At 55.9% G+C, this 25,205-nt stretch carries 22 protein-coding genes; 12 read left to right on the top strand and 10 right to left on the bottom strand.

The window, feature by feature from the left end; genetic code table 11:
- Nucleotides 1–44 precede the first annotated feature (44 nt).
- A complete protein-coding gene (locus tag ABWP27_RS01050) occupies nt 45–1,049 on the bottom strand; it encodes a Bug family tripartite tricarboxylate transporter substrate binding protein (RefSeq protein WP_353152518.1) in 1,005 nt (334 codons plus the stop codon).
- 364 nt (nt 1,050–1,413) lie between these two features.
- Between ABWP27_RS01050 and ABWP27_RS01045 the strand changes: the two genes are divergently transcribed.
- The 6 genes from ABWP27_RS01045 to ABWP27_RS01020 all read left to right on the top strand — a co-directional run bounded on the left by ABWP27_RS01045 (nt 1,414) and on the right by ABWP27_RS01020 (nt 8,478).
- On the top strand, nt 1,414–2,556 hold the full coding sequence (locus ABWP27_RS01045) for a DSD1 family PLP-dependent enzyme (RefSeq protein WP_353152516.1): 1,143 nt from the start codon (nt 1,414–1,416) through the stop codon (nt 2,554–2,556).
- A gap of 72 nt (nt 2,557–2,628) precedes the next feature.
- The gene (locus ABWP27_RS01040) at nt 2,629–3,423 is read left to right on the top strand and encodes an enoyl-CoA hydratase/isomerase family protein (RefSeq protein ID WP_353152514.1); all 795 of its coding nucleotides are present in this window, start codon (nt 2,629–2,631) and stop codon (nt 3,421–3,423) included.
- Between the two features lie 63 nt (nt 3,424–3,486).
- Nucleotides 3,487–4,683, top strand: a complete 1,197-nt coding sequence (locus tag ABWP27_RS01035; RefSeq protein WP_353152512.1) for a CaiB/BaiF CoA transferase family protein — start codon at nt 3,487–3,489, stop codon at nt 4,681–4,683.
- Between the two features lie 210 nt (nt 4,684–4,893).
- Nucleotides 4,894–6,270: a phosphomannomutase/phosphoglucomutase gene (locus ABWP27_RS01030; protein ID WP_353152510.1), complete on the top strand. Its 1,377-nt coding sequence runs from the start codon at nt 4,894–4,896 to the stop codon at nt 6,268–6,270.
- Between the two features lie 177 nt (nt 6,271–6,447).
- The gene (gene waaA / locus ABWP27_RS01025) at nt 6,448–7,716 is read left to right on the top strand and encodes a lipid IV(A) 3-deoxy-D-manno-octulosonic acid transferase (RefSeq protein WP_353152508.1); all 1,269 of its coding nucleotides are present in this window, start codon (nt 6,448–6,450) and stop codon (nt 7,714–7,716) included.
- Nucleotides 7,717–7,959: 243 nt separating this feature from the next.
- Entirely contained in the window at nt 7,960–8,478 is a 519-nt protein-coding gene (locus ABWP27_RS01020; RefSeq protein WP_353152506.1) for a GNAT family N-acetyltransferase, read from the top strand.
- 9 nt (nt 8,479–8,487) lie between these two features.
- On the opposite strand, the gene ABWP27_RS01015 is transcribed toward ABWP27_RS01020, so the two are convergent.
- From ABWP27_RS01015 to ABWP27_RS00995, 5 genes are all read right to left on the bottom strand, one after another.
- The gene (locus ABWP27_RS01015; protein WP_353152504.1) at nt 8,488–8,808 is read right to left on the bottom strand and encodes a hypothetical protein; all 321 of its coding nucleotides are present in this window, start codon (nt 8,806–8,808) and stop codon (nt 8,488–8,490) included.
- Nucleotides 8,809–8,915: 107 nt separating this feature from the next.
- Nucleotides 8,916–9,377, bottom strand: a complete 462-nt coding sequence (locus tag ABWP27_RS01010) for a DUF3617 domain-containing protein (protein ID WP_353152582.1) — start codon at nt 9,375–9,377, stop codon at nt 8,916–8,918.
- Nucleotides 9,378–9,608: 231 nt separating this feature from the next.
- Nucleotides 9,609–11,033, bottom strand: coding sequence for an efflux transporter outer membrane subunit (locus tag ABWP27_RS01005; protein ID WP_353152502.1), 1,425 nt, complete (start codon nt 11,031–11,033; stop codon nt 9,609–9,611).
- Entirely contained in the window at nt 11,030–14,179 is a 3,150-nt protein-coding gene (locus tag ABWP27_RS01000; protein WP_353152500.1) for an efflux RND transporter permease subunit, read from the bottom strand. Before ABWP27_RS01000 ends, ABWP27_RS01005 begins: the two co-directional genes overlap by 4 nt.
- 12 nt (nt 14,180–14,191) lie before the next feature.
- The gene (locus ABWP27_RS00995; RefSeq protein ID WP_353152498.1) at nt 14,192–15,421 is read right to left on the bottom strand and encodes an efflux RND transporter periplasmic adaptor subunit; all 1,230 of its coding nucleotides are present in this window, start codon (nt 15,419–15,421) and stop codon (nt 14,192–14,194) included.
- 239 nt (nt 15,422–15,660) lie between these two features.
- Between ABWP27_RS00995 and ABWP27_RS00990 the strand changes: the two genes are divergently transcribed.
- A complete protein-coding gene (locus tag ABWP27_RS00990) occupies nt 15,661–16,302 on the top strand; it encodes a TetR family transcriptional regulator (RefSeq protein ID WP_353152496.1) in 642 nt (213 codons plus the stop codon).
- An 18-nt stretch (nt 16,303–16,320) separates the two neighbouring features.
- Here ABWP27_RS00990 and ABWP27_RS00985 read toward each other — a convergent pair whose 3' ends face one another.
- Genes ABWP27_RS00985 through ABWP27_RS00975 form a run of 3 tightly spaced genes read right to left on the bottom strand, consistent with a single transcriptional unit; the run spans nt 16,321 to nt 18,664 of the window.
- Complete coding sequence (locus ABWP27_RS00985; RefSeq protein ID WP_353152494.1) at nt 16,321–17,625, bottom strand: TolC family outer membrane protein; 1,305 nt, start codon at nt 17,623–17,625, stop codon at nt 16,321–16,323.
- Between the two features lie 50 nt (nt 17,626–17,675).
- Nucleotides 17,676–17,999, bottom strand: coding sequence for a rhodanese-like domain-containing protein (locus tag ABWP27_RS00980; protein ID WP_353152492.1), 324 nt, complete (start codon nt 17,997–17,999; stop codon nt 17,676–17,678).
- An 8-nt stretch (nt 18,000–18,007) separates the two neighbouring features.
- On the bottom strand, nt 18,008–18,664 hold the full coding sequence (locus ABWP27_RS00975) for a protein-L-isoaspartate O-methyltransferase family protein (RefSeq protein ID WP_353152490.1): 657 nt from the start codon (nt 18,662–18,664) through the stop codon (nt 18,008–18,010).
- Between the two features lie 299 nt (nt 18,665–18,963).
- On the opposite strand from ABWP27_RS00975, the gene ABWP27_RS00970 reads away from it, so the two are divergent.
- The 3 genes from ABWP27_RS00970 to recQ all read left to right on the top strand — a co-directional run bounded on the left by ABWP27_RS00970 (nt 18,964) and on the right by recQ (nt 22,139).
- On the top strand, nt 18,964–19,227 hold the full coding sequence (locus tag ABWP27_RS00970; protein WP_353152488.1) for a YkgJ family cysteine cluster protein: 264 nt from the start codon (nt 18,964–18,966) through the stop codon (nt 19,225–19,227).
- A gap of 245 nt (nt 19,228–19,472) precedes the next feature.
- The gene (locus tag ABWP27_RS00965) at nt 19,473–20,306 is read left to right on the top strand and encodes an undecaprenyl-diphosphate phosphatase (RefSeq protein ID WP_353152486.1); all 834 of its coding nucleotides are present in this window, start codon (nt 19,473–19,475) and stop codon (nt 20,304–20,306) included.
- A 9-nt stretch (nt 20,307–20,315) separates the two neighbouring features.
- Complete coding sequence (recQ, locus tag ABWP27_RS00960) at nt 20,316–22,139, top strand: DNA helicase RecQ (protein ID WP_353152484.1); 1,824 nt, start codon at nt 20,316–20,318, stop codon at nt 22,137–22,139.
- Nucleotides 22,140–22,239: 100 nt separating this feature from the next.
- On the opposite strand, the gene ABWP27_RS00955 is transcribed toward recQ, so the two are convergent.
- Nucleotides 22,240–23,589 carry an MFS transporter gene (locus ABWP27_RS00955; RefSeq protein ID WP_353152482.1) on the bottom strand — a complete coding sequence of 450 codons (1,350 nt, stop codon included), beginning with the start codon at nt 23,587–23,589 and terminating at the stop codon, nt 22,240–22,242.
- A 148-nt stretch (nt 23,590–23,737) separates the two neighbouring features.
- On the opposite strand from ABWP27_RS00955, the gene cyoA reads away from it, so the two are divergent.
- Nucleotides 23,738–24,805: a ubiquinol oxidase subunit II gene (gene cyoA, locus ABWP27_RS00950; protein WP_353152480.1), complete on the top strand. Its 1,068-nt coding sequence runs from the start codon at nt 23,738–23,740 to the stop codon at nt 24,803–24,805.
- Between the two features lie 3 nt (nt 24,806–24,808).
- On the top strand, nt 24,809–25,205 hold a 397-nt coding region (locus ABWP27_RS00945), incomplete at its 3' end, for a cbb3-type cytochrome c oxidase subunit I (protein WP_353152478.1).

The following is a 25,205-nucleotide window of genomic DNA, read 5'->3' as shown; positions in this document are numbered from 1 at the left end:
GCAATGCAGCCATGCCGGCCATTGAATCAAGGTGATGACGCGATTTATTTCGCGATGAGGAAACCTGCTTCCTTCATGATTTCACGGTGTAGCTGTTCATCTTTTGCCAGGAATGCAGTCAAGGTATTGCCGCTCATGAACTCGCCCTGCAGCGCATTTTTCTCGAGATAGGCTTTCCATTCAGGCGTCTCCGTTACCTTTTTCAGCAGGTCGACGTAAAACTGCGCCTGTTCCGGCTTGACGCCGCCCGGCATCATGAAAATACGGATCATTTCATAACTGACGTCGAGTCCTTTTTCCTTGCAGGTAGGAATATCGGACCAGGCTTGCGTTGTCGTTACCTTGGCGGTATATGCAATGCGTTTGTTGGAAAATACACACAGCGCCTGATGCTGGCCGGCACGCCATTGCGAGACGGATTCGGATGGATTATTTGTATCGGAATCGATGTGTTTGCCGGAGAGTTGAGTGGCTGCTTCACCACCGCCCTTGTAAGGAATGTACAGAAACTTGGTGCCGGTTTTCTTTTCGATCATCGTGGTGATCATGTGATCTTCACGTTTGGAACTGGTGCCACCCATCTTGAAGGTTTCCGGTTTTTTCTTGACGTCGGCCAGATAGTCATTCGGGGTTTTGTAGCCGGCTTCGGTGTTGGTCCAGAACACGAATGCATCTTGTGCAATCACTGCAATCGGTGTCAGGTCGCGCCAGTTGAAGGGGAGATTGGTTGCCAGCGGGGTGGTGTAAATCGATGATGATGAGACGATGATCTTGTTCGGATCACCCGGTGAGGCCTTGAGATCCAGCAATCCTTCCGCGCCGCTTGCACCTGCCTTGTTGGTCACGATGATCGGCTGCTTCATCAGATTGTGTTTGGTAATGATGCCTTGAATCGAACGTGCCATTTGATCGGATGCACCGCCTGCGCTGAATGGCACGACCAGTTCTACCGGTTTGCTGGGCTCCCAGGCTGCCGCGCTCAAGGCAACGCACATCGAGGTGAGGAAGAGTCCGACTTTCATCGGCTGGCGAATAAGATTTTTTTGCATGCTACTGTCTCCTTTGTGTGGGCGGAATAGCCCTTTTTTGCCCGTCTCCTGCATCAGCTGCGTACTTCAATGGCACGCATTCTGGATTTTTCCCGCTAAAAACGGAATGGCTGCTGGCTGCAGTCTTGCCGTTTTCAAGCAGGGTATTTCAATAAAGAATTTCACTACCGCTATTCCAAATAATACATTTAGAATATTGAATACAATATACATTTTAAAAAAAATGTCAATTATTCGAACTTGTAAATAGATCCAGTGCCTTGAATAAGTGGCTGTGAGACCGGGAGTGCGACTGGCATTTTCAGTGTGGCGCTTGTTATTCGTAGGTGCCGGACGAATTTTTACCTCATTCTGTGGAGCACGCATGCAAGATTTGGCAAAGCTGAAAGCCCCTTCCATCGCCCGCGTCGGCGACCCGCTTGCATCAGTCAGTACGCCGGCACTTTTGCTCGATCTCGATGCTTTTGAATTCAATATCTGCAATATGTCAGTTCTGGCGCGGCGAAACGGGCTGGCGTTGCGGCCGCACGCCAAGGCGCACAAATCCAGCACGATCTCCAGGGCGCAAATTGCGATGGGGGCGGTCGGCATTTGCTGCCAGAAATTGAGTGAGGCTTATCCGTTTGTACGGGCCGGTATTGACAATATTCATATCAGCAATGAATTCGTCGGTGCCGATAAGGTGGCAATGGCAGTTGAACTCGCCGGTCTCATCACATTGAGTATTTGCGTTGACCATGTGGCGCAGGTCGATGCGATCGGCAAGGCGGCCAGCGCAGCTGGCGTCACCATCATCGTGATGCCGGAAGTGGATGTTGGCCATGGTCGCTGTGGCGTCGACAGTAATGAGGCCCTGGCGGCACTGGTCGATCGCATTGCTGCCTATCCCGGCTTGCAGTTTGGCGGCCTGCAAGCTTATAACGGCGGCATCCAGCATCTGGCGACATGGGAACAGCGGCGTCTGGAAGCGGCGCGTTCGGCTGATCGGACGGCGCAATATATCCGGTTTCTGGAGGCGCGCGGAGTGGCAAGTCCGGTCGTGTCCGGAGCCGGAACCGGTACCGTCGAGTTCGATGTGGCCAGCGGCGTCTATACGGAAATGCAGCCCGGCTCCTACATTTTCCTGGATGGTCATTACGGCTCCAACGAGTGGGCCGGCGAGTATATGCCGCAGCACGGGCTTTTCATTCTTTCCACGATCATGAGTACGGCCAAGCCGCACAAAGCCGTATGCGATGTGGGCCTTAAGGGCGTAGCGGTCGATTCCGGACTGCCGAGAGTGCGCGCGGGCGACTACGAAGACAAGCTGCGTTATGTCTCGGCCAATGACGAACATGGCATCCTGCAGGTGGCTGCGGACGACATGCGTGATCACCTGGGCGATCGCGTCATGCTTATTCCGGGTCATTGCGATCCGACCTGCAATCTGCATGACCAGTTCGTCTGTTTCAGGGGCGATGTGGTGGAAGCCATCTGGGAGATCGATGCGCGCGGTTTGAGTCATTAGATGCGCGATGCGTTACCGCCATATGCAAAGTAACTAATCACAATCAGCAATGCACAGACAGGAGAACAGACGATGAGCGAACCGGAGAAAACAGGCGAAGGACGGGTGCATCTTGCCATCAAGGATGGGATTGCCGCCATTCTGTTCGACCGCCCGCAAGCGCGCAATGCGATGACGTGGGCGATGTATACCGAGCTGGGTGAGATTTGTGAACGTATACGCGCAGATAGTTCGATACGGGTTACCACTTTCCGTGGCGCCGGTGGCGAAGCGTTTGTTGCCGGCACCGATATCGAACAGTTCCGCAACTTCAGCTCGGGCGAAGACGGCATCGCCTATGAACGCATCGTCGATGAGCGTATCGGGCAGATCGAGGCCCTGCCGATGCCGACGCTGGCGATCGTGGACGGCTGGGCGATCGGTGGCGGACTGGCGATTGCAGCGGCGTGCGATTTTCGTATTGCCACACCTGCTTCGCGCTTCGGCATCCCGATTGCACGCACCTTGGGAAACTGTCTGTCGATGGCGAATATTGCACGCGTGGTAGCGGCGTTCGGCGTTGGTCGCGCGAAGCGAATTTTGCTGCTGGCGGAAGTGCTGGCGGCAGATGAGTTGCTTGCTGCCGGTTTCGTCACCGAAGTGGTGGAAGCAGGAGCACTCGATGCTGTTGCAGACGCATTGTGCAAAAAGCTCGCGAGCAATGCGCCGATCACGATGCGGGTATCGAAGGAGGCGATACGCCGCCTGACGCAGGCCGGTTTGCCGGATGGCGAAGATTTGATACGCGCCTGTTACGGCAGCCGCGATTTCAAGATCGGTGTAAATGCCTTTCTGGAAAAGCAGCGTCCGCTGTGGAGCGGCAGCTGAACCTGAACCTTGCGAATCGTGAACACGCAATACTGACTACCTACCTTATAAAAGGAAATGAACATGGCTGGACCATTGAACGGCATGCGTGTCATCGAGCTGGCCCACATCATGTCTGGCCCTATCTGCGGCATGATGCTGGCCGATATGGGAGCCGATGTGATCAAGGTCGAGAAAACGCCGGACGGCGATGATTCCAGACGTTTCTCGCCCATGCTGCCGTGCGGTGAATCTGCTTCCTTCATGATCGTCAACCGGAACAAGCGCGGCATTGGCTTGAATCTGAAAACGGAAGGAGGGCGCGAAGTCCTGCGTCGCCTGCTGGCCGATGCCGATGTCGTGATCGAGAATTATCGTGCCGGCACGATGGAAAAATTCGGCCTCGGTTACGAAGAGCTCAAGAGCTTGAATCCCGGTTTGATTTACTGTTCCATTTCCGGCTTCGGACGTACCGGTCCCTATGCAGACAAGGGCGGCTTCGATCTGATCGCGCAGGGGATGAGCGGCATGATGAGCATGACCGGCGAAGAAGGCAGGGCGCCCGTCAAGGCAGGGTCGCCGGTGGCCGATATCAACGCCGGCATTCTTGCTGCATTAGGCATTGCGGCAGCCTATGCAAACAAGCTGCGCACCGGCCTCGGGCAGGTGGTCGACACCTCGCTGTTTGAAGCCGGATTGCAGCAGATGTATTGGCCGGCAGCGAATTATTTCGCCGATGGCACCATCCTGCCCAAAATGGGTTCCGCCAATTCAACCAGCGCGCCGTATCAGGTATTTGCATCCAGCGATGGCTGGATCAATATTGGCGCGGCGAATCAAAACAATTACGAGCGATTGCTGGAAGTATTGCAGATGCCGGCGCTGGCAGATGATCCGCGCTTTCGCACCAATGCCGACCGCATGGCCAATCGCGAGGCGCTGGTGCAATTATTGAACGAGCGCCTGGTGACGCGCACGACGGCGCAATGGCTGCAGGAGTTCGATGCGGTGGGTTTGCCGGCCGGCCCGGTATTGAATGTGGCGGAAGCGATGGCGCACGAACAGGCCATTGCCCGCGACATGATAGTGGAAACGCAGCATCCGGTTGCCGGCCCCGTCAAGGGGCTGGGTTTGCCTATCCGCTTCTCTGATGATGCCGGCACCTCGCAGCGGCCGGCGCCCTTGCTGGGTGAACATACGTTCAAGGTTTTGCTGGAACTTGGCTATGACGAAGATGAAATCCTCGCGCTGCAGCAGCAACAGGCTGTGTTGATACTGTAGTACTGCCGACATTTTCATTTGCGTCTGCATATCGCGGGCAAGGAAAGTCACGCATTGAATTTCCTTCAGAGAACAAAAACACTGATAATCTCCTGCCGTGTTTTTAATTAATTGAAACTAGATGGCCCATTGCAGGTCGAACCGGGACGCTTTTTGCCGCACGGGAAGTACCGCTGCCGCTACATCAATTTTCTCTATGGATCGCTCAACATGCTGACTCTCTCGCAAAGTATTTTCAAGGCTTACGATATTCGTGGCGTCATCGGTTCCACGCTGGATGCCGATGTGGCGCGCGCGATTGGCCGTGCGTTTGGCAGCGCGGTGCGGGCCAAGGGCGAGCAGGTCGTGGTGATCGGGCGCGATGGCCGCTTGTCCGGTCCTGAACTGGCGGCTGCGCTGGCCGAAGGTTTGCAGGCGGCAGGTATGGATGTGGTCGATCTCGGTGTGGTCGCCACGCCGATGCTGTACCTCGGCACACATGTGCTGGATGCACAATCCGGCATCATGGTGACCGGCAGCCATAATCCGCCCGACTATAACGGTTTCAAGATGGTGCTGGCAGGTGAAGCGATTTACGGCGACACGATCCAGGCCTTGTATCAAGCCATCGTCAATCAGGAATTCAGTGCAGGCACCGGCAGTTATCGCACTTACGATATCGCAGACGCCTATCAGCAGCGCATTGCAGGCGACGTCAAACTGGCGCGCCCGATGAAGATAGCAATCGATTGCGGCAACGGTGTGGCGGGAGCCTTTGCCGGTGATCTGTACCGCGCGCTCGGTTGCGAAGTCATCGAATTGTTTTGCGAGGTGGATGGCACTTTCCCGAATCATCATCCCGATCCGGCGCATCCGGAAAATCTGCAGGACCTGATCCGCTGCCTGCAGCAGACGGATGCCGAAATCGGCCTGGCTTTCGATGGCGACGGCGATCGCCTCGGCGTGGTGACCAGGGATGGGCAGATCATTTATCCGGATCGCCAATTGATGCTGTTCGCACAGGATGTATTGACGCGCCATCCGGGCGAACAAATCCTGTACGACGTCAAATGCACGCGTCATCTGGCGTCGTGGATTACCGAACGTGGCGGCAAGCCGCTGATGTGGAAAACCGGCCATTCGCTGGTCAAGGCAAAGATGCGCGAAACCGGCGCACCGCTGGGCGGCGAGATGAGCGGCCATGTTTTCTTCAAGGATAGATGGTACGGTTTCGACGACGGCATGTATGCCGGTGCACGCATGCTGGAATTGCTGAGTCGCGAACAAGATCCGTCGGCTGTGCTGAATGCCTTGCCGCAATCGGTCAGCACGCCGGAACTGCAATTGAAATTGAAGGAAGGGGAGAGTTTTCCGCTGATTGCAAAATTGCAAAGCGAGGCGCAGTTTCCCGGTTCCGATCAGATCATCACGATAGATGGCTTGCGCGTCGAATATCCGGACGGCTTCGGTCTGGCGCGTTCGTCGAATACCACGCCGGTGATCGTGATGCGCTTCGAGGCGGAATCGCAGCAGGGCTTGCAGCGTATTCAGGCAGAATTCAAGCGTGTCATTACGGCGGCCAAACCGGATGCCGTCATGCCTTATTGATATTCAGATGAGCGCAATCGGTGCCATGCCGGTTGCGCGCTGGTTTGAATAAAGTCGCCGTTTCACTTCTATTAGGCGGCGGCGGGGCCGAAGCGGCATAATACGGCTCATGCAATTTCACTCCCATTTCTCATTCACGGTAACGGCCAGTTTTCGTACTCAGGACGGAGCAAACCCATGCGTCTGATTTACTCCCTTGCATGGTGGTTTGCGTTGCCCCTGGTATTGCTGCGGCTATACGTGCGTGGCCGGCAGGAACCTGGCTATCGTCAGCACATCGCGGAACGTCTGGGTTTTTATCGGCGCGACGCTTACGTTCGTTCTTCGTCGGTATTGTGGGTGCATGCGGTTTCGGTCGGCGAAACACGCGCGGCGCAACCGCTGATCGATGCCTTGCTGGCCGCTTATCCAACACATACTTTGCTGCTCACGCACATGACGCCAACCGGCCGTGCGACCGGCCGCGCCTTGTTCGCTGCACAGCCACGCGTAGTACAGAGCTATCTTCCGTATGACACCGGCTGGATGGTGGCGCGCTTTCTGCGTTATTTCAAACCGAAGCTGTGCGTGCTGATGGAAACCGAGGTGTGGCCGAATGTGATGGCGCAATGCGCGCAATATGACGTGCCGGTGGCGCTGGTGAATGCGCGTTTGTCCGAACGTTCGTTGAACAAGGCCTTACGCTTTCCGACCTTGTTTGTCGAAGCAGCTAAAGCGATGTCCTGCGTGGCGGCGCAGACTGACAGCGATGCCGATCGCATACGGCAGCTCGGCGCACCTGCGGTACATGTTACCGGCAGCATCAAATTCGATGTCGTACCGCCGCCAGACATGCTGCAGCGTGGCGCGGCATTGCGTGCACAGTTCGGTACGCGGCCGGTACTGGCGTGTGCGAATACGCGTGACGGTGAGGAAGCGCTGATTCTGGATGCATGGCGGGCATTGCAGCGGCCGGATATTCTGCTGCTCATCGTGCCGCGTCATCCGCAGCGCTTCGACGAAGTTGCGCAGATGGTCAATGCGCATGACTTGCCGCTGGCGCGCCGTTCGACGATGGGCGAGCACGCGCTGTCTGTGGATATTCGCGTAGTGCTCGGCGATAGCATGGGCGAAATGTTTGCCTACTATGCCGCTTGCGATGTGGCGTTTGTCGGCGGCAGCCTGCTGCCGCTGGGCGGGCATAATCTGATCGAAGCCAGTGCAGTCGGCAAACCGGTATTGATAGGGCCGCATACTTTTAATTTCGCCGATGCTGCCGACAATGCCATTGCTGCCGGCGGCGCCTTGCGGGTGGCGGATGCGACGGATCTGTGCACGCAAGCCATCCGTCTGCTGGACGATGCAGCCACACGCATCGCGATGGGTGAGCAGGCGCGGCATTTTGCGCAACAGCATGGCGGTGCCACCGCACGCACCATGACACTGTTGAAACCGCTGATCAAATGAAGCGGTGCATCATCAAGTTTCATCACAGGAGATTATATGAATGCAGAACATGACGCCGCATTGTCAGCGCCTGAGGAACCGGCTGAGAAAAATACTGCGGCTGGAACACAGCGCATGCTGAAGGCAACAGAAGAGCAGGTGCAAGAGGCTGTGCTGCCGGTGGATTTTCGCTATGTTCAGCATGGGCACGGACCTTGTTCCTGTTGCGGACCGTCCAGCGAATAGACGGCGTTGCATCCAGTCATGGACAGTCAGCACAGGCATTTCAATTGGCGTCGCATGTCGGCACAGGATATGGCGACAGTTGCCCTTATTGCGGCGCAGGTGCATCCGGATTATCCGGAAGACGAGAGGATTTTTGCCGAACGTCAGGCGCTCTATCCTGATGGTTGTCTGTTGCTTGAAACGGGAGCGCAGGTTGCAGGTTACGTGATCAGCCATCCGTGGCAGGAGCGCCAGCCGCCGGCTTTGAACTCGCTATTGCAGGCGTTGCCGGCCATACCTTCCACTTATTACATTCACGATGTTGCGCTGCTGCCTGCAGCACGTGGCCTCGGTGCTGCGTCGCAGCTGGTCGATATATTGATGCAGTTGGCACAGGCTGCCGATCTGGCCACGATGTCGCTGGTCGCCGTCAATGATTCGCATGCCTTTTGGGCGCGCCACGGATTCGCTTTAATTAACGATCCGGCATTGCAGGAAAAATTGAATAGTTACGATGCAGCAGCGCGCTTCCTGGCTAAGGATATTGCGCGCTGCTGATCTGTTTACTTAATAGCGATAGGGATTGTTCGGGCGGCGATCGTAACGATTCGGCACGCCATCGCCGTCATGATCATGGCGATAGTGCTTGCGGTAATGTTTGTGATGATGCTTGTAGTCATGCCTGTCGTAATACCGATCGACATACACAGGTTGCGGCTGCACATATACCGGGCGTGGCTGTACGTAGACAGGTTGCGGTTGTACATAGAAGGGGCCAGGAACGCCGATATTTACACCCACATCGACCCGTGCCATTGCCGGTGCAGCGGCAAACATCAGCGTTGCAAGCGCCAGGACACTGGCTGAAATGGTAAGCGTTTTCTTCATGGTTCATCTCCTTGATTGATGGCTCCATTAAATACCAGAGGCGCATCCATAACCAGAGGTGAAATGGTAAGGTTTGTTACGACTTGTATCAGGCTTGTGTATGTCGCTTACTGATGACCCTGGCGGGGGTTTGTTTCTGCGCAACTGGCGGCCAGCCACAGGCCGCTGGTGTTGGCGTGTTCATCGACGGCCACACCACGCACGGTGCCCTTGAATTCGGTTTGTCCGGTAAAGCTTTCGGGGGTGTTCAAGGTCGCGGCGGTTTTCCCCTCGCCGTTGATTTGCTGGCCGCTGCAGGCAAGGTCGGCACTGTAACGGTTTTCAGTTCGCGTTGCATTTCTGGCCTCGCAGCCCGATTGGCGATGGTAAAGATACGGCGGAATATTTTGCTCCGACATTTCTTTCGTCACGCAAACTCTGGAGTTGGCTGTGCCATTTTTTATCGTGGGCATCTCAAAGCCGTATTGCCGCGCCAGATTGCTTAAATTCTGCATTTGATCGGGTGGAATCTGCTCCGCCAATGCCAGCAAGCGTGAGCTGGTGCTTATTTCCCATAGTCCCGGACGCATTTTGTTTTCGGCGGCCTGTGCAGATGACGCCAGAAGAGCCAGTAGCGATAGGAATACAAATTTTTTGTGCATGAATTTCCTCGAAGTCTTGTATCTCGTGCAGGTCTGAGTGCAGGCGGGGTCAGAGGTTCCTGAACAGAATGCAGCTTCTTGTCATCGGATAACCTTGCATTGAAATAAAAAAGGGAGGCCGTTTGCACGAGCTCCCTTTTTCTTTACGGATAGCGAATGCTATTTGGTCGTTGCCGCAACCGTACTGGTTTCTGCCAGACCACCACCCAGCGAGCGGTATAAATCGATGGCATTGGTCAGGCGCAGCAAACGCACTTGCACCAGATCCTGCTCTGCCGAAAACAGCTCGCGTTGTGCATCCAGCACGTCGAGCGAACTCGAAATACCGTTTTCAAAACGCTGGTTGGCCAGTTTCAGACGTTCTGCTTGCGCATCCTGTACCAGGCGCTGTGCCTCTATCTGTTCATCGAGCAGACCGCGCGCTACCAGGGCATCGGCGACTTCGCGAAATGCAACCTGTATGCTTTTCTCGTAACTGGCGATGGCAATATTCTTGCGCACTTCGCTCAGATCAAGATTGGCAATGTTGCGGCCGCCTTCAAAAATAGGCAGCACCAGTTGCGGCGCAAACGACCATGCACGCGAACCGTTCTCGAACAAGCCCGACAAGGAATTGCTGGCAGTGCCAACGCCGGCGGTCAGGGAAATGCGCGGGAAGAAGGCGGCGCGCGCCGCACCGATATTCGCATTTGCGGCCAGCAAGGATTGCTCGGCGCTGCGGATGTCCGGGCGTTGCGTCAGCAAGTCGGATGGCAGGCCGGCCGGAATGTCGGTCACGATGTTTTGTGCAGACAGCGGTTGCGCCGGCGGCAAATCGGTCAAGGGCTGGCCTACCAGCACGGTCAGTGCATTGAACGCTTGTGCACGCTGGCGTGACAGGGTCAGTTGCGCGACACGTGCCGATTGCAGCAAGGCTTCGTTCTGGCGCAGATCCAGCGCCGAGCTTGCGCCAACTTCAAAGCGTTGCTTGGCCAGGTCATAGGCTTGCTTGCGGCTGTCAAAGGTGCTTTGCGCCAGTGCCAGTTGTTCGGCAAAAGCGCGTTCAGCCAGATAGGCCTTGGCAACTTCGGCTACCAGACTGATGTGCGCTGCCCGTTGTGCCTCTTCGGTTGCCAGATATTGCGCCAGCGCTGCATCGTTCAGACTGCGTACGCGACCGAAGAAATCCAGCTCGAACGAAGCCAGACTCAGGCCTACCTGATAGTTGCTGCTGACCACGCTGGTGCCGGTTGGGGACACGGATGCCGGGGTGCGGCCGCGGTTGCCGGTTGCGGTGCCATTCAGATTCGGCAACAGATCCGCCGATTGAATGTTGTACTGCGCACGCGCTTCTTCTATACGCAAGGCAGCAACGCGCAAATCGCGGTTGTTGATCAGCGCAGTGCTGATCAACGATTGCAGGCGTGCATCAGGAAAGAATGTGCGCCAGCCGGTTTCCGATGCGCGCAACTGATTCGCCGCGACGGCAGAAGGGGTCGCGTAATCTGCTGCTACCGGAGCATCGGGACGGGTGTATTTCGGCGCCATCGAGCAAGCGCTTAACACGCTTGCTGCCAGTACGGTCAAGGTCAGTTGTTTGATCATAATTGTTCATCCTCATCACGTGGCTTGTTCGCCGCATATTTGCGACGTTGGCGTTCGTTACCCTTGAAGAAGGTACGTACTACCACGAAAAATACCGGTACCAGGAACACCGCCAGTACGGTTGCCGTGATCATGCCGCTCATCACGCCGGTACCGATTGCGCGTTGGCTGGCTGAGCCGGCACCGCTTGCAAGCACCAGCGGCAATACGCCAAGGATGAATGCCAGCGAGGTCATGATGATAGGGCGGAACCGCAGATGAACTGCTTCCAGTGTCGCTTCTATCAAGCCTTTGCCTTGTGCCTGCAGGTCTTTCGCAAATTCGATAATCAGAATCGCGTTTTTCGCAGATAGGCCAACCACCGCGATCATGCCGACCTTGAAGTACACGTCATTCGGCATGCCGCGCAAGGTGACGCCGAGCAGCGCACCCAGAATACCCAGCGGCACCACCAGCATCACCGCCAGTGGAATCGATGTGCTTTCATACAGCGCTGCCAGTACCAGGAAGACCGCGATCAGCGACAGTGCATACAGCGCTGGCGCCTGCGATCCCGAAGTTTTTTCTTCCAGTGACTGACCGGTCCACTCGAAACCGAAACCAGGAGGCAGCTTGGTGACGAAGTTTTCCATTTCAGCCATGGCATCACCGGTACTGCGTCCCGGTGCGGCACCGCCGGCAATCTTCATTGCTGGATAACCGTTGTAGCGTATCAGTTGCACAGGGCCGGTAATCCATTTCGACGTCACGAATGACGAGAATGGAACCATGGTGCCTTGCGCGCTGCGGGCATAGAGTCGGGTCAGATCTTCCGGCTGCAGGCGGCTTGGCGCATCGGCTTGCACGATGACGCGTTGCTGACGACCCTGATTCGGGAAGTCATTCACGTAAGCAGAACCCAGTGCAGTGGAGAGCACACTGTTGATTGTCGCGAACGGTACACCCAGCGCATTGGCCTTGTCGCGGTCAATATCCAGTTGCAACTGCGGCGCATCTTCCATGCCGTCAGGACGTACGCCTGCCAGCACCTTGCTTTGTGCCGCCATGCCGAGAATTTGATTGCGTGCCGCAACCAAAGCATCATGCCCAAGGCCTGCGCGATCCTGCAAACGGAAGGTGAAGCCGGTTGCATTGCCCAGTTCCGGAATCGGTGGCGGGCTCAGCGGATACACAATCGCGTCCTTGATTTGCGAGAACACACCGAATGCCTTGCCGGCAACGGCCTCAGCAGATTCGGAGGCGTTACGTTTGCTCCAGTCCTTCAATGGTGTAAATACCAGACCTGCATTTTGACCATTACCCGAGAAGCTGAAGCCGGCGATCGAGATCACATGTTCAACTGCAGATTCTTTCAGGTAATAGTTTTCGATGGTCTTCAGCACTTCCAGCGTACGACCGGTACTTGCACCGGATGGCAATTGAACGTTGGTAATGATGTAGCCCTGATCTTCATTCGGCAGGAAGGATGCAGGCAGGCGTACATACAAGATGCCGACGCAAGCAATGATCAGTGCGTAGAGCAGCATGTAGCGGCCGGTCTTGGTCAGCATCTTGGCAACAAAGCCTTGATAGCCTGCTGCAGTGGTGCTGAAGTGACGATTAAACCAGCCGAAGAAGCCGCTCTTCTCGTGATGATGACCCGCTTCCACCGGTTTCAGGATGGTTGCGCACAGTGCCGGAGTCAGCGTGAACGCCATGAGCGCCGAGAACACCATTGAAGCAACCATGGACAGCGAGAACTGGCGGTAAATCGCACCAACCGCACCGCCGAAGAATGCCATCGGGATGAATACCGCGATCAGCACCAGCGTGATACCGATGATGGCGCCGGTAATCTGCCCCATCGCCTTGCGGGTTGCATCGCGTGGCGACAAGCCTTCCTCGCTCATGATGCGTTCGACGTTTTCCACCACCACAATCGCATCATCGACCAGAATACCGATCGCCAGCACCATGCCGAACATGGTCAGCACGTTGATCGAGAAGCCGAACAGCAGCAGCGTTGCAAATGTACCCAGCAGTGCAACAGGCACCACGATGGTCGGGATCAGCGTATAGCGAATGTTCTGCAGGAACAGATACATCACCAGGAACACCAGGATGATTGCTTCGATCAGTGTTTTAACCACTTCCTCGATGGAGATCTTGACGAACTTGGAGGTGTCGTAAGGAATCGTGTATTTCACGCCAGCCGGGAAGTACTTCGACAGATCTTCCATCTTCTTGTGCACGGCAGTTGCAGTGCCCAGCGCATTTGCAGTTGGTGACAACTGCACGCCGACGAAGGAGGTTGGATTGCCGTCGAGACGACCGGAGGTTGCGTACGATTGGCCGCCGACTTCGATGCGTGCGACATCGCGCAGACGCACTGAAGAACCATCCTTGTTGGCGCGCAGGACAATGTTGCCGAACTGCTCAGGGCTGTTCAATTGCCCGTTGACTACTACCGTTGCAGAAATTTGTTGCGTGCCCGGGCTGGGTAAATCACCCAGGGTACCGCCGGCTACCAATGCATTTTGTGCAGCAATTGCCGCGCTGACATCGGATGGTGTCAGGTTCAGGCCGACCAGCTTGGCTGGATCGATCCAGATACGCATCGCGCGTTCGGTACCAAACAATTGTGCCTGACCAACGCCAGGGACACGTTTGATTTCATTGAGTACATTGCGCGACAAATAATCGCCCAACGCAATAGCGTCCAGCTTGCCATCGGATGAAGACAGGCCGATGAACATCAGGAAGTTGCTGCGTGATTTGGTAACTTGCACACCTTGTTGCGTAACCGCAGCAGGCAAACGTGCTTCCACGCGTTTCAGACGGTTTTGTACATCGACTGCAGCCAGATCAGGATTGGTCGCTGGAGAAAACGTGACCGTGATTTGAACCTGGCCATTGGCCTGGCTTTGCGACTCGACGTATTGCAAACCGTCGGCACCGTTCATTTCCTGTTCGATCAGGCTGGTGACGCTATCGTCCAGCGTTTGCGCAGTTGCACCCGGATAGGAGGCAGTAACGACAATTTGCGGCGGCGCAATGTTCGGGTACTGCGAAACCGGGAGGCTGGTAATCGCCAGTATACCTGCCAGCATGATAAAGATCGCCAGCACCCAGGCAAAGACCGGGCGGTCAATAAAAAATTTACCCATTACAGTACTCCCTTACTTCGACTTCGGTTGTTCTGCGGTCTTGTCTGCAGGTGCAGGTTGCGCTGGCTTTGCTGCATCTGCGGCGGGAGCTGTGCCGGCAGCTGCAGTTTTTTGCCATGGAACGGCTTTGACTGTTGCACCCGGTTTGACTTTTTGCAGGCCTTCGACGATGACTTGATCGCCTTCCTTCAGACCTTCGGTAATGACCCATGAGGTAGCGCTTGAATTGCCTGTTTGAACCGGACGCGAAACGACTTTGCCTTCGGCGTCGACTACCATCACGACTGAGCCACTGGCGGTGCGTGCAACAGCTTGCTGCGGCACGGTGATCGCGTTTTCATCGACGGCTTGCTCAATGCGGGCGCGGACATACATGCCCGGTAACAGCAATGCATCAGGATTAGGGAATTCGGCACGCAGCGTGACAGAACCTGAGCTTTCATCCACCGTCAAATCGGAGAACAGCAGTTTTCCAGGGAGGTTGTATTCCTTGCCATCATCCGTCACCAGAGTCACTTTAGCTGCACCCTTGCCGGCGCTCTTCAACTGACCGCCATCCAATGCACGTTTCAGCTTCAGAATTTCAGTCGCGGATTGCGTCATGTTGACGTAGATAGGATTGATTTGCTGCACAGTTGCCAGCGGTGTCGCCTCGTTTTGCCCGACCAATGCGCCTTCAGTAACGAGTGCGCGGCCGATGCGGCCGGAGATGGGCGATGTCACGGTTGCATAATCGAGTGACAGACGTGCAGTTTCACGCGAGGCTTTGGCCGAGGCCAGATCTGCTTCTGCCTGTTTCAGTGTTGCGCTAACGTCGTCGTATTCCTGTTTGCTGACTGCATTGGTCGCAACCAGTGGCTTGTAGCGTTTTTCTTTCAGCTCTGCCTGCAACAAGGTCGCTTCCGCTCTGGCAACGGCGGCATTGGCACTGTTATAGGTAGCCTTGAATTGTGCCGGGTCGATCAGGAAGAGTGTGGCGCCAGCCTTGACGTCGCTGCCTTCGCGGAAGGTGCGTTTCAGCACGACGCCGGGAACGCGGGCGCGAATTTCAGCAATGCGGGTCGATTCCAGGCGGCCCGGCAATTCGTTCGTGACTCCCAGTGCTGACGGCTTGATGGTGACCACGGATACTTCGGTTGGTGGTGGTGCAGCTGCTGGCGCATCGGATTTGCCGCAACCGGCGACTGCGAATAATAGGAAAAAGGCGGCGCCAAGACTAGTCAGACGGGGAAGTGAACTCATAAACATCTCGCACGGTTGGTGGTTTGTGCTGCCAGACAGCGGCAGAGCGAAAATCGGGATGACGCAACATACAAAAAACATCAGTTTCCGGTGACGATCCGCGAAAACTGTTTTTGCTGCTTTGCAGTAAGTGGGGTATTATACATACATGCTTGAATGTATGTATGCGTGAAAAGCAATTATTTTTTCAATATCTAACTATATATAAAAAGAAAACATCAGGGGCTGAGGGATTTTTTATGGCGCGTTGTACGAAAGAAGAAGCACTGGAAACCCGCAGCCGCATTATCGATGCGGCGGAGGAAGTGTTTCACGCCCGTGGTCTGGCTCAATCATCCTTGTCAGATGTTGCTCTTGCCGCAGAAGTAACACGTGGTGCGATCTATTGGCATTTCAAGAACAAGGGCGATTTGTTTGATGCGATGTGCGAACGCGTGCGTTTGCCGATGGAGGCGCTGATGGCTGCGCCCGAAGACAAGTTTGCAGATGATCCTTTGGGACATTTGCGGAATGTCTGGGTGTTCCTGTTGCAGGATGCAAGCAATAATCCTCGCTCACGCAAGGTTCTGGATATTCTTTTCCTCAAGTGTGAACTGGTCGATCCCAACGATCCGATCTGGATACGGCAGCAGGAATGCTACCTGAAGGGTTTGGCGAATATGGAAAGCATCTTCAAGGAAGCCATTGCGCGCGAGCAGTTGCCATCCGATCTGGATACCCGCATGGCGGCATTGACCTTGCACAGCCATGTGATCGGCTTGCTGAGCAACTGGCTGTTTTCTCCGAGCAGTTTTGATCTGGCTGCCGTGGCAGAGGCGCAGATTGATGCCTGTCTGGATAGTTTGCGTTATGCCAAATCGCTGCGTTTGAAAAACGCGTAATCGCTTCGGTTGACCGTATCAGGGCGACGTGAGCAGTGTGTTGATCTGTACCAGATCCTGTTCCTGCAGGGTGCCGGCTGCCGATTTCAGCCGCAGGCTGTTCATCAGCGTGTCGTAACGCGCTTTTGCCAGATCGCGTTGCGTCACATATAACTGCTGCTGTGCATTCAGTACATCGATATTGATGCGTACGCCGACCTGGTACCCCAGACGATTTGATTCCAGTGCCGACAGGCTGGATATTTCAGCCGCTTCCAGGGCCTTGACCTGTGCCAATCCGCTGTTGACTCCGAGATAGGCTTGCCTTGCATTTTGTGCTGCAGCACGGCGCGCTGTTTCCAGATCGGCGCGCGCCTTGTCTTCCAGCGCGATGGATTGCCGCACGCGGCTGGTCACTGCAAAACCGCTGAACAAGGGAATCGACCATTGCACGCCAACTGAATTGGTCGGGCCGGTGCCGTTGCTCAAGCCTTGTACGGTGGTGTTGCGCTGGTTCGAGTCGCTGCGGCTGGCGACCAGATCGACGGTGGGATAATGTCCGGCGCGATTGCGCGTAATGTCGCGCTTGGCGATTTCCAGCGCCAGCTGCTTGCTGGCCACATCAAAATTCTGTTGTTCCGCATTACTCACCCACGGTTCCATCTGCGCCGGTTGCGGTGTTTGCAGTGCGACACCGGTACGCAGTGGCGCCAGTGTTGCAGCCGGCTTGCCGATAATCTGCTGCAAGGCCGCACGCTTGATGTCCAGATCGCTTTGCGCGGCAAATTCCTGTGCGGTCGCCAGATCGTAACGGGCCTGCGCTTCATGCGTGTCGGTGATGGTTGCGGTACCAACTTCAAAATTGCGTTTCGCCGATGCCAGCTGTTCGCTGATGGCAGTTTTCTGCGCCTGCAAGGATGCCAGCGTATCCTGCGCCGCGAGCACATCGAAATACGCTTGCGCCACGCGCAGGATCAAATCCTGCTGCACGATAGCGAATGCGGCCTCGCTTGCAGCGACCGACAATTTGCTTTGTTCATACGTTTGCCAGGCTGCGACGTCCAGCAAGGGTTGCGACAGCGACAGCGTATATCCGTGCGATCTGGTGTTGGCCGTGTCATCACGGCTGACACGCTGATACGACCCACTCAAACCAACCAAGGGCAGCAGGCCGGCGCGGCCTTGTACCGAGGCTTCCTGACCGGCGCTCAGATTGGCGCGCGCACTGGCATAGACAGAATCGCTGACCAGCGCATCCTGATAAACCTGCAGCAGATCGGCTGCCTGAACTTGTATGGAAAGAACTGCACCGGCGATCAGCGTGACGAGCGTAGCATTGCGCATTGCATTCCCGGTGAGGTGGGTTATCGCCTGGATAAATAAGGCGAGTACGTTTAATAGGTTGGCATTGCCGGATCGACTTGCTGTGCCCAGGCGTGAATGCCGCCGGTCAGATTCGTCACTTGTGTGTAACCCTGGCTTTCCAGGAAATGCGCCACCCGCATGCTGCGGGCGCCGTGATGGCAGACGCAGACGATAGCCGTATCCTTGTCCAACTGCGTCAGTTGATCCGGAATCGTGTTCATCGGGATAGACACCGCACCTTCTATCCTGCAGGTCTGATATTCCCACGGTTCGCGTACATCCAGCAGGACGCGCGCCGTGCCGGAGCCGTCAGCGAGCAATGCTGCAAGTTCCGGCGCGGTGATGTGCTGCATCGTGATTCCTAGAACTTGAAGTGCGATGGAACGGCTGCATTGCGCAGTGGCTTCACTACCGTTTCAAACAGATTCACGGTGTTGTAGCTGATGTCCGATACGCGCGTAATGATTTGCGCGGTCATGACAGGCGTATCGCCGACAATCACGAACATGCGGCCACCGACCTTGATTTGCGCCAGCAAGGCTTCTGGCACCACCGGCAGCGAACCCGAAACCACGATCACATCGTAAGTCGTGTTGGCGGCTGTATAGCCTTGCGCGCCATCGGCTTCAACCACATCGACATTGCTGACACCGTAATCGGCCAGATTCTGCTGCGCCAGTGCTTTCAGTTCCGGCTCGACTTCAAGCGTCGTGACGTGACGCGCCTTGTAGGCCAGCAGTGCAGCCAGATAGCCCGAGCCGGCGCCGATTTCCAGCACGTTTTCATGTTTCTTGATTGCCAGTTCCTGCAGGATGCGCGCTTCCAGCTTGGGCGTCATCATGGATTCGCCGTGCGGCAGCGGGATTTCGCTGTCGGCAAATGCCAGCGCACGATACGCCAGCGGCACGAATGCCTCGCGTTTGACGACTACCAGCAATTCGAGGACGTCCTGATCGAGCACATCCCAAGGGCGAATTTGCTGTTCTATCATCAGGAAGCGGGCTTTTTCAATATTCATTTTGTCGGCTCTAGGTAACTAAATAACTAAATAAGAAAACGGGCATTTTATCAAATGATCGTGCTTGCGCTACGCAACAGCCCATCTCAACGAATCGAGTCGGCTAAGCGTTCCGGGGGAGGGTGCTGTTACGACAAGGCGGTGTGTTGCGGCAGGCAAGGGAATCAACTTGCCAAGGCTCCCGTAATGTAAGCGTCCGCCCGCGTAGCGTCAAGCCTCGTGCCGCGCAAGCACTGTAAAATCGCGTCTTCCAGACACTTGCGTCACCGACTTGATTGATTTTCTGAACGAATTGCCGAATGACTAACTTGAACTGCCGCCCCGATTGTGGCGCCTGTTGCACCGCGCCGTCGATCTCATCGGCCATTCCCGGTATGCCGAATGGCAAGCCGGCCGGTGTGCGTTGTGTGCAACTGGCCGACGATCATCGCTGCCGGATTTTCGGTCATCCGGAACGGCCTCTGGTGTGCAGCGGCTTGCAGCCGCAAGCGGAAATGTGCGGCGCGACGCGCGAAGAAGCGATGATTTATCTGACGACGCTGGAACGATTGACGGCCGTGTAAGTCGGAACAGGACGGTTTGACATACGACAGGCTTTCATTGCGGCAATGCCGATGTTGTCGAGCAAAATCGGCACAGCGGCATGCGCTCTCGTGGTAACCTTTGAACCCGCTGCGAACGCTGGCTGAGGTATGCGCCGCATGACCGCAGCATCATAGATCGAATATGTTGCAGCCCGTACGGCGTCATAACCGGCGGGTTTTTTATTACCATTTTCATTACCTTACTTTTCACATCGCACATCTCCATGGATACAATTCTCGCGCTCAAGGCCATCATCATGGGCATCGTCGAAGGTTTGACGGAATTCCTGCCTATTTCATCGACTGGGCATTTGATACTTGCCGGCAGCCTGCTGGAGTTCACCGGTCCCAAGGTCAAAGTATTTGAAATCGCGATTCAAACCGGTGCGATGCTGGCTGTGTGCTGGGAGTATCGCGTGAAAATCGCTGCGGTATTGAGCGGTTTGTTCAGCGAACGCCGTGCGCAAAGATTTGCATTGAATATCATCGTGGCATTCTTGCCGGCAGCGCTGTTGGGCCTGGTATTCGCGAAGGCGATCAAGGAAAAACTGTTTGCACCGGTGCCGGTGGCGATTGCCTTCATCGTCGGCGGTTTCATCATTCTATGGGTCGAGCGCCGCAATAAAAACAGTGTGGTTGCCGAACGCGTGCAAACGGTTGATGACATGACAGTGATGGATGCGCTCAAGGTCGGCTGTGCACAGGCTTTTGCCTTGATTCCGGGTACCAGCCGTTCCGGTGCCAGCATTATTGGCGGCATGGCGTTCGGCCTGTCGCGCAAGGCGGCAACGGAATTTTCCTTCTTCCTCGCGATTCCGACCTTGATGGGTGCGACGGTGTATTCGGTCTACAAAGATCGCGCTTTATTGTCGATGGCTGATATTCCGCTGTTCGGTTTAGGTGGATTGGCAGCTTTCGTTTCGGCCTTCCTGTGCGTACGCTGGTTGCTGCGTTATATCAGCACGCATGATTTCACTTTCTTTGCGTACTACCGCATCGTGTTCGGCCTGTTCGTCTTGCTGAGTGCGCACTACGGCTGGGTTGTGTGGGCAGATTAAGTTGAAACCATGATTCAGCAGGATGATCTGGGCGCGCAGGCGCTGCACGTACTGGAATCGGTTTTCGGTTATTCGTCGTTTCGCGGTGAACAGGCCGAGATCGTCGATGTTGTTACACGCGGCGGCGATGCGCTGGTGCTGATGCCGACCGGTGGCGGCAAGTCCTTGTGCTATCAGATTCCTTCCTTGCTGCGCGATGGCGTCGGCGTGGTGATTTCGCCGCTGATTGCCCTGATGCAGGATCAGGTCGATGCGCTGGCCGAAGTCGGCGTGCGTGCGGCATTCCTGAATTCCACCCAGACCTTTGAAGAATCGTCACGCATCGAACGTCGCTTGCGCAGCGGCGATCTCGATCTGGTGTATGTTGCACCGGAACGTCTGATGACGCCGCGTTGCCTCGATATGCTGGAAGCGTCGAAGATTGCACTGTTTGCGATTGACGAAGCGCATTGCGTCTCGCAATGGGGGCATGACTTCCGTCCAGAATATATCCGGCTGTCGATTCTGCACGAGCGTTTTCCGAATGTTCCGCGCATTGCGCTGACGGCGACCGCCGATCACCAGACGCGCGAAGAAATCGCCCACAGATTGCAGCTCGACGATGCGCGCATGTTTGTCTCGTCTTTCGACCGGCCGAACATACGCTATCAAATTGTAGAAAAGGCCAACGGCCGCAAGCAGGTGCTGGATTTCATCGAAAGCGAACATGCCGGCGATGCCGGTATTGTGTATTGCCTGTCGCGCAAGAAGGTCGAAGAGACCGCAGAATTTCTGTGTGAAAACGGCATCACGGCCTTGCCGTACCACGCCGGCATGGACTTCGCCACGCGCAGCAGGAACCAGGCGCGCTTTCTGCGCGAAGAAAGCATCGTCATGGTGGCTACCATCGCTTTCGGCATGGGCATCGATAAACCGGACGTGCGCTTCGTCGCGCACCTGGATTTGCCGAAAAGCATAGAAGGCTATTACCAGGAAACCGGACGCGCCGGTCGCGACGGCGCCGCAGCGAATGCATGGATGGCCTACGGTTTGCAGGACGTGGTGCAGCAGCGCCGCATGATCGATGAATCGGAAGCCGATGAAACCTTCAAGCGCGTGCAGGGCGTCAAGCTCGATGCAATGCTGGGTTTGTGCGAAACACTGCATTGCCGGCGCCAGCGCCTGTTGACTTACTTCGGCCAGTCGTCGGCGCCGTGCGGTAATTGCGATACCTGCTTGAATCCGCCGCGTTCCTTCGATGCGACCATTGCCGTGCAAAAGCTGCTGTCAACGATATATCGTGTCGACCAGCGTTTCGGTGCGATGCATGTGCTGGACGTGTTGCGCGGAGTGGATTCGGACAAGGTAAAGCAATGGCAGCACGATCAGGTTTCCACTTTCGGCATAGGTTCCGATCGCAGTGAGGCGGAATGGCGGGCGATTTTGCGCCAGTCGATTGCGCTTGGCCTGGTTGCGGTTGACCATGAAGCGTACAGTGCCCTGAAGCTGACCGATGCTGCGCGTCCGGTATTGAAGGGCGGCGAGAAGGTGCAGTTGCGCGAATACCAGAAGCCGGTTAAATCCCGGCGTTCAACCAGCAAGCCCAAGGGTTTTATCGAAACCGATCTGTCGGCAGAAGAGCAGGCGATTTTCGAGAAGTTGCGCTGGTGGCGCATGGAGACGGCACGCACGCACAATGTGCCGGCTTATGTCATCTTCAACGATGCGACCATGAGAGAAATCGCCAAGACACAGCCGGCTTCGCTGGCCGATTTGCGTGGCGTCAGCGGTGTTGGTGAAAAGAAGCTGGAAAGTTATGGCGCGGATATCGTGGCTCTGATTGCGGCGATGTAGATAGGCAGCACATGTTTTCTGAATGAAGAAATATGCGAGCCAAGTAAAAAAAGAGACGCATATACGCGTCTCTTTTTCATTGCTGCAGTTTTGCAGAGCGTCAGTCGCGAATTTCCAGTGCGCGATTAAGACTCAATGCTGCCAGCGAGCCGACGGCGCCGGACAGCAGGTACAGGCTGACATAGCCCAGTCCGAAATGTGCGGACAGGCCCAGCGCGACCAGTGGTGCGAAGGCGGCACCGACCAGCCAGGCCAGATCGGAGGTTAAGGCTGCACCGGTATAGCGATAGCGGGCCGGGAAATTCGCACTCACCGCGCCGGCGGCCTGGCCATAAGACAAGCCGAGCAGGATGAAGCCGACGATGATGAAGAGGTTTTCACCGAAGATGCCGCCACTCATCAGCATCGGTACGAAGGCACTGAAAATCCCGATCAGCACGGCAAGTACGGCCAGCGTGGTGCGACGGCCGAAGCGATCGGCGATCAGGCCGGAGGCGACGACGCTGCACATCGCCAGGCCGGCGCCTATCATCTGGACTTCGAGGAACTGGCTGACCGAACGGTCGGAGTACAGCACGATCCACGACAGCGGAAATACCGTCACCAGATGGAACAGGGCGTAGCTGGCAAGTGCTGCGAGCGCACCGATGACCAGGTTGCGGCCTTGCGAACGTGTTATCTCGACCACATTGGCCGGTTCCAGTTCGCGTTCATCCAGCAAGCGTGAATATTCCGGTGTTGATACCAGACGCAGGCGGGCGAACAGCGCGACCACGTTGATGGCGAAGGCAACGAAGAATGGATAACGCCAGCCCCAGTCAAAGAAATCCTGTGGTGCCAGCGTATACAACATGTAGGCAAACAGACCGGCGGCGAGGATGAAGCCTATCGGCGCGCCCAGTTGGCCCAGCATCGCATACCAGCCGCGCCGATTTTGCGGTGCGTTCAGCGCCAGCAGCGACGGCAGGCCGTCCCAGGATCCGCCGAGCGCCACACCCTGGCCGCAGCGCAGCACAGCCAGCAGGACGATGGCTGTGGTGCCGAGTTGTGCATGGGATGGCAGGAAGGCAATGCCGGCGGTCGAGCCGCCGAGCAGGAACAGCGCCAGCGTCAGCTTCGCTTCACGGCTGAAGCGGCGCTGGATTTCCATGAAGATCACAGTGCCCAGCGGTCTGGCGATGAAAGCGAACGAAAAGATGGTGAAAGCGTACAGCGTGCCTTCGAGTCTGGAAGCAAAAGGAAAAAATACGGTGGGGAAGACCAGCACCGAAGCGATGGCGTAGACAAAAAAGTCGAAGTATTCGGAAGCGCGACCGATGACTACGCCGATGGCAATTTCACCTGGATCGATATGTCCGTCGCGGGTGTTGATGTTGCGCGGACCGTTGCCGATTGAGTGCGGCGATTCTTCTGCAGGCGCCGTTTGGTCATAATGTGTTGAGATAGACATGATTATCGGCACTCCTATCGGTTAAATATTCCATTATTTAAAGCAGTACACCTTTGCTGGCATTTCTTGCGCTAGGACAAAACGTCCTATCTGCATATGTGCACATTACCAGTAAACTAACAGATTGTTCATCTTACCTATTCCTCGCATGAATTCCTTGATTTCTCGTCGCGGGTTACTCCTTCGCAGTTTGGTTCTGTTGCCGCTATTTCTGCTGGGCGGATGCGATTGGGTGTTGCTCAACCCTTCCGGTGACATCGCCGCGCAGCAGGGACAGCTCATTATAGTTTCAGTGCTGCTGATGCTGCTCGTCATCGTACCGGTGATCGTCCTTACGCTTATCTTTGCATGGCGTTACAGGAAAAACAATACCTCCGCCAAATATGAGCCCGATTGGGATCATTCCACCAAGCTGGAACTGATCATCTGGGGCGGTCCGCTGCTGATCATCATTGTGCTTGGTTTGATCACATGGGTCAGTACGCACAAGCTGGATCCGTACCGCCCGCTGGATAGGCTGGATGCAAATCGTCCTATCTCTGCTGCTGCCGAACCGCTGACGATCGAAGTCGTCGCACTCGACTGGAAGTGGCTGTTCATCTATCCGGAACAGGGTATCGCTACCGTGAATGAGCTGGCGATGCCGATCGATGTGCCTGTGCGCTTCAAGCTCACCGCATCGACGGTCATGAACTCCTTCTACATTCCCGAGCTGGCTGGCCAGATCTACACGATGGCTGGCATGGAGACGCAATTGAACGCGGTCATCAACAAGCCGGTTGAGTCGGAAGGCTTCTCTGCCAACTACAGCGGCGCCGGTTTTTCGCACATGCGTTTCAAGTATCACGGCATGGATGTTGCGGATTTCGATCGCTGGGTGAAGAAAGTCAAGACAGACGGCGGCAAGCTGGATCGCACCGTCTACATGGAACTGGAAAAGCCGAGCGAGCGCGAGCCCGTGACTTATTACAAAACGGTTTCGTCCGATTTGTATGGCGCGATCCTGAATCGTTGTGTCGAAGCAGGCAGCGTCTGTATGGATCAGATGATGCGGGACGATGCACATCGTGCCAGGACCGCACCGCGCAAAGGCGCGAAAGTAGAAGCAGTAACCGACGCGAAGCAAGATTCGCATAACGAGGCGGCAGATCATACTGCTGCGCACAGCGAAACCGCCAAGGTTGCGGCCAAGCATACTCATTCCCATAAAGACTAAACGATGCAAGACCATACTGATCTGACGAAGCTTATCTTCGGCCGGCTGAGCTGGGACGCTATCCCGTTCCACGAGCCTATTCTTTTGCTGACCTTTGCGATGGTGCTTCTGGGCGGCGTCGCAGTGCTTGGAGGTCTGACATATTTCCGCCTCTGGGGTACCTTGTGGCGTGACTGGATTACCAGTATCGATCACAAGAAAATCGGGATCATGTACATGATTCTCGGACTGGTGATGTTGATGCGCGGCTTTGCCGATGCATTGATGATGCGCGCTCAGCAGGCGATGGCCTTCGGCGACAACGCCGGCTTCCTGCCACCGCATCACTACGATCAAATCTTCACTGCGCACGGCGTGATCATGATTTTCTTCGTGGCGATGCCACTGGTGACCGGTCTGA

The sequence above is a fragment of the Herminiimonas fonticola genome (genome assembly GCF_040395855.1).
Classification (GTDB): domain Bacteria; phylum Pseudomonadota; class Gammaproteobacteria; order Burkholderiales; family Burkholderiaceae_D; genus Oxalicibacterium; species Oxalicibacterium fonticola_A.
This window is presented reverse-complemented; position numbering and strand designations above follow the sequence as displayed.

Coding starts and splice junctions, on each gene's coding strand:
- ABWP27_RS00975 (WP_353152490.1), bottom strand. CDS start 18,664: ATGAATATTGAAAAAGCCCGCTTCCTGATGATAGAACAGCAAATTCGC.
- ABWP27_RS01050 (WP_353152518.1), bottom strand. CDS start 1,049: ATGCAAAAAAATCTTATTCGCCAGCCGATGAAAGTCGGACTCTTCCTC.
- ABWP27_RS01030 (WP_353152510.1), top strand. CDS start 4,894: ATGCTGACTCTCTCGCAAAGTATTTTCAAGGCTTACGATATTCGTGGC.
- ABWP27_RS01020 (WP_353152506.1), top strand. CDS start 7,960: ATGGACAGTCAGCACAGGCATTTCAATTGGCGTCGCATGTCGGCACAG.
- recQ (WP_353152484.1), top strand. CDS start 20,316: ATGATTCAGCAGGATGATCTGGGCGCGCAGGCGCTGCACGTACTGGAA.
- ABWP27_RS01010 (WP_353152582.1), bottom strand. CDS start 9,377: ATGCGTCCGGGACTATGGGAAATAAGCACCAGCTCACGCTTGCTGGCA.
- ABWP27_RS01015 (WP_353152504.1), bottom strand. CDS start 8,808: ATGAAGAAAACGCTTACCATTTCAGCCAGTGTCCTGGCGCTTGCAACG.
- ABWP27_RS01035 (WP_353152512.1), top strand. CDS start 3,487: ATGGCTGGACCATTGAACGGCATGCGTGTCATCGAGCTGGCCCACATC.
- ABWP27_RS01000 (WP_353152500.1), bottom strand. CDS start 14,179: ATGGGTAAATTTTTTATTGACCGCCCGGTCTTTGCCTGGGTGCTGGCG.
- ABWP27_RS00965 (WP_353152486.1), top strand. CDS start 19,473: ATGGATACAATTCTCGCGCTCAAGGCCATCATCATGGGCATCGTCGAA.
- cyoA (WP_353152480.1), top strand. CDS start 23,738: ATGAATTCCTTGATTTCTCGTCGCGGGTTACTCCTTCGCAGTTTGGTT.
- ABWP27_RS00995 (WP_353152498.1), bottom strand. CDS start 15,421: ATGAGTTCACTTCCCCGTCTGACTAGTCTTGGCGCCGCCTTTTTCCTA.
- ABWP27_RS00985 (WP_353152494.1), bottom strand. CDS start 17,625: ATGCGCAATGCTACGCTCGTCACGCTGATCGCCGGTGCAGTTCTTTCC.
- ABWP27_RS00990 (WP_353152496.1), top strand. CDS start 15,661: ATGGCGCGTTGTACGAAAGAAGAAGCACTGGAAACCCGCAGCCGCATT.
- ABWP27_RS01040 (WP_353152514.1), top strand. CDS start 2,629: ATGAGCGAACCGGAGAAAACAGGCGAAGGACGGGTGCATCTTGCCATC.
- ABWP27_RS00970 (WP_353152488.1), top strand. CDS start 18,964: ATGACTAACTTGAACTGCCGCCCCGATTGTGGCGCCTGTTGCACCGCG.
- ABWP27_RS00980 (WP_353152492.1), bottom strand. CDS start 17,999: ATGCAGCACATCACCGCGCCGGAACTTGCAGCATTGCTCGCTGACGGC.
- ABWP27_RS01005 (WP_353152502.1), bottom strand. CDS start 11,033: ATGATCAAACAACTGACCTTGACCGTACTGGCAGCAAGCGTGTTAAGC.
- ABWP27_RS00955 (WP_353152482.1), bottom strand. CDS start 23,589: ATGTCTATCTCAACACATTATGACCAAACGGCGCCTGCAGAAGAATCG.
- waaA (WP_353152508.1), top strand. CDS start 6,448: ATGCGTCTGATTTACTCCCTTGCATGGTGGTTTGCGTTGCCCCTGGTA.
- ABWP27_RS01045 (WP_353152516.1), top strand. CDS start 1,414: ATGCAAGATTTGGCAAAGCTGAAAGCCCCTTCCATCGCCCGCGTCGGC.